This is a genomic window from Pseudidiomarina fusca (genome assembly GCF_032227045.1).
GTDB classification, from domain to species: Bacteria; Pseudomonadota; Gammaproteobacteria; order Enterobacterales; family Alteromonadaceae; genus Pseudidiomarina; species Pseudidiomarina fusca.
Genome location: NZ_JANFPJ010000064.1, coordinates 1 through 3,690 on the forward strand (window position 1 = coordinate 1; position 3,690 = coordinate 3,690).

At 42.9% G+C, this 3,690-nt stretch carries 3 protein-coding genes and 1 pseudogene; all 4 read right to left on the reverse strand.

Translation table 11 applies throughout. The features are described from left to right. Nucleotides 1-301 precede the first annotated feature (301 nt). Nucleotides 302-757 carry a hypothetical protein gene (locus NOG12_RS12925; protein WP_110076909.1) on the reverse strand — a complete coding sequence of 152 codons (456 nt, stop codon included), beginning with the start codon at nt 755-757 and terminating at the stop codon, nt 302-304. A gap of 2 nt (nt 758-759) precedes the next feature. Next, nucleotides 760-1,473 carry a hypothetical protein gene (locus NOG12_RS12930; protein WP_313933478.1) on the reverse strand — a complete coding sequence of 238 codons (714 nt, stop codon included), beginning with the start codon at nt 1,471-1,473 and terminating at the stop codon, nt 760-762. A gap of 802 nt (nt 1,474-2,275) precedes the next feature. Then, nucleotides 2,276-2,842 carry a hypothetical protein gene (locus NOG12_RS12935; RefSeq protein ID WP_313933479.1) on the reverse strand — a complete coding sequence of 189 codons (567 nt, stop codon included), beginning with the start codon at nt 2,840-2,842 and terminating at the stop codon, nt 2,276-2,278. 10 nt (nt 2,843-2,852) lie between these two features. After that, nucleotides 2,853-3,690, reverse strand: a pseudogene (locus NOG12_RS12940) (hypothetical protein); the annotation flags it as partial.

Consider the following 3,690-nt stretch of genomic DNA (forward strand, 5'->3'; position numbering starts at 1 on the left):
GTTTACCAAAGGCGTCATAGTGCCGGCGCCCGACGACCTGCCCATCCTCGTCACTGAAGGTCAAGCTTGTGCCGAGACGGTCCTTATGGCGGTAACGAATATGGTGCCCATCGCTACTGCTGTAGCTGATGATAGCCATGGTGCCTAAATAGACCTTCCAGCTCCCATCCGGGCTTTCTTCATAGGCATGGTCGACTTCATAGGTGGTCACCCCATCTCGAATAACTTTCACCCGCTCGCGCTGCGCGCCATAGGTAAAGCTATACTGGTTGCCGCCACGGGTGATAATGTTAGTGAGCTATTAGTTTTTTCTTTTGTCATCCCAGTTATAGTAAATATCTAACTTAGAGCCATTCAGCACTAATGAGTGTACTGGTACACCATTTGCCGCGTTAGATTGCAACACCTTTCCAACGTCAATCCACGCACCTGAGGCCGTAACATCTACTGTTGTTTTGGCTCTTGCAAAACATTTATCCATCATTTTGATAGCTTCATTTTGCAACTCAACATTTATCATGTTGTTACTACGTAATTCCATAAAACCAGATATTTGCGGGAATGCATCGAGCTTTACCGTAAAAGGTTTGTATGACATATCAAATAGACTTCTTTCCCCTTCCAGTCCCAACACATAATCGTGACATATGTTGTTCACAGGAAATGTCACGACAGCATTGAAGCTACCTTCAGGTTCAGGTTCTGCACAACCCGTCATAATTATTGATGCAAACAGAATGTATATCGTGTTCCTCATCCTTAGTTTCCTCCCAGATTAAATTTTATAATATTCTTTCCTACAGACCGTTGCATTTGCTGTAAGTACAAATGGGATTGAGGTCGGGTGCCCCTAGGGAGGTTGGCTACACCAACAAGACCTTTGAAGTTAACGCTGCGTAATGTTGCGGACCTAAAAACATTTTCCCTTCGGGAGATTGTTTCCCGCCGCAAAAACCTTGTTTCGTTAGTGTTAACATTTCTGAGTGAATAAACCATTTCACCGGAAACCTGCGTGTAGTTTTCATACACATCAGAAGTGGCAGTGTATTTTCTATATGCGCTGTTATTTAACCCTTGAATAAGGAAGTTATCGTTAGTGTCATTCGGGTCAACTTTTCCATTCTTGAGTACCTGTACCTGTGTCGTTAACTCATCAACCAAGCCAACATAAAACGAATCTTGGGATTCACCGATAAGATCTGACTTATCTTCTCTAGTGACATTTTCACTCCAGTTGAGAGTCCACCCATCTTCGGTCGTTTTAAATGTACTACCTCCAAGCTCTTTTTCTATATCGCTTGTGTTTCTTCCACTGGTACCAGCCTCGGTTGGCGCCGCTAAATCGCTAGTTTCACCACTCCCGTTAATCCTTGCAACCTTGTCACTCGCACCATTACCTACGGTATTGTTCGAACTGCCGTTTTGGCGCGGCTTCGGTGAGGTGTCCGTGGTGGCGTTTTCAATCGCTGTCATATGAGGACACATCGAATCCACCATTTGGCCCACGCCACAGCCAATATCAATTAATGCTCACCGATAAAACTTACACTCGAAAAGTCTAGGTATCCCTGAGCATTAACTAAATAACCATTGGTGGCCATGATATATGCCGCATGTTGAATGTTAATGAATGAGTCAGCCTTCAAATTACATTCAAATCTGGCGTTGGATTCAAGGTCTGTGCAGCTAAAATTACGCGCTTTGAAGTCTTCAAAGCTTGCATAACCTAACATTTCATGAGTAATTGGGACGACCAAATAGCGATTTAGCCTTACTTTTAAATTAAGTATATCTTGCTGCTCAAATTTCTTATCAAGTGATAATTTGCTTAGATCAAATCTACCATCCTTGTAAATGCTAGCTGTAAGTTCCCTGTATTTGTGTCGGTTTCTTGTATTGGCACCTTACTTAGTTGAGTTCATATAGCTGTGTATGTCATCTTTCTTAGAATATGAGCGCCTTATTGGTAACCCTTGTGTGACCTAAATGCGACAAGGTTTCGTGTGTAATATACCGCATCGGGAAATGCGGAATCTTCACCATAATCGGCTATAAAGGCGAAACCAAGTGTTCCACTTTCCTTAGTGCGAGTGAAGGATGTATCTATTAATTCAAGTTTTGTACCGGAGTTTACGAAGTACTCCAGTAACGCTAGACCTGTTTTGTCGCCGCTCATTTCAATTAGCGCGATTCTAACCTCATCCGATATAGGGGGGGCAAGATAGTTTAAAAGAAAGTCTACGAGTGAGCTATATTACTTTACGCGGTAGTTACATCAGTGCACCGCCCACATAGAGAGCTTTGCTTTTAGCAGCTCTCTGACTTCCCGATAGTTAGAAATGTTTCGACCGCTCAATGACACTGTGTAATACACATCACTGTCAACAAACCCAAATACGCAGGATTCCGGAGATGACTTAAGCTGTGAACATTCTGCAACAGGCTCAACGCCAATAAGGTTAGTCCCTTCGTATGTAGGTGATACTAGCTGCCAATGTATTGAGGTATTATTTTCAGACAGTTTGTATAGTCCAGACTCATGCTTTTTTAAGACTCCACCGTTTTTTGCTAGGTTGAGCGCCTTTGTTTTAGCTTCACCATTTGAGATGTTGCTCGCCAATGTCAAAGTATACTGTACATAGTTTCCATCAATAACATTCGATCTAAGTTCAATAGCTATATCATCCCTTTCTTCAGCGCCAATGCTATACAATCCCGAGCCTCCAATTTCACCTAAGACGTAGGCCGTGGGAATTGAAAAACCATGCCATTTAATAAATTTTGGATCTTCATCTGTGCAAGCTAATAACACGATAAAAATTATAATACTTAGTTGTTTCATCTCAAGCTCCCTAGTTACTATCACAGGCTGGTTGACAATAAAATAGCTTGGAAATATCACGAATCGCATTAGACATCGGCCTAGGCAGTTCACCATGACCTATTGTTCCACCGTACCTTCCCACATTTGCATTAAACTCCCTGAACACCCTATGATGGTATCTCGTAATTTGCCTCTCACTGAGTAAGCCTCTAATTCCCACACGATCATTATTATAATCTTGCTGAACAGCATTTAAGTGCTCTTGAGCTATGCGAATAGCCATTGGCTTATTATGAATATGAGCCATCATCATCTTAACAGTGGCACCATCCATAAATGGAAAATAAGCTGCGTCATCAGATAATGCTGCGTATGTATTTAACGTCGTCAATGTTCCAACCATTTTGTTCCAATATATGGCACCCAAATATCCGTGGACTTCAATATTGTCCTCAAAACTACCCCAAATGCCTAGCCCCACGTTTCCGACGTTATCACCCTTCATTGCTCTAGATTTATATAACGTCGCGAGATCCTCATTTGCAAGTGCATCCCATTCATTATTGGTTACGCTGAAATCTGACAGTCCACGATCTCCTCCTACGTCACCTAATTCCGGTTTCCCAACATTTTCTTTACTGAGACTGCCTTGTGACATAAGATCTACGGTATTGCCATTTTTCATGGTGCGTGACATATCATTGATTTGAACGCCATTGTCTAGGGTAGTGCTGGAACTGGCGTTTTGACGAGGCTTCGATGAGGTGTCCGTGGTGGCATTTTCAAGGGCTGTCATATGGGGGCACATCGAGTCCGCCATCTGTGATACCCCACAGCCAATATAGCCCGTGGGGTCGGTTCCCGCC

Bases quoted from the DNA above. Each gene is read 5' to 3' on its own strand.
- NOG12_RS12925 (WP_110076909.1), bottom strand. From the start codon at position 757: ATGAGGAACACGATATACATTCTGTTTGCATCAATAATTATGACGGGT.
- NOG12_RS12930 (WP_313933478.1), bottom strand. From the start codon at position 1,473: ATGACAGCGATTGAAAACGCCACCACGGACACCTCACCGAAGCCGCGC.
- NOG12_RS12935 (WP_313933479.1), bottom strand. From the start codon at position 2,842: ATGAAACAACTAAGTATTATAATTTTTATCGTGTTATTAGCTTGCACA.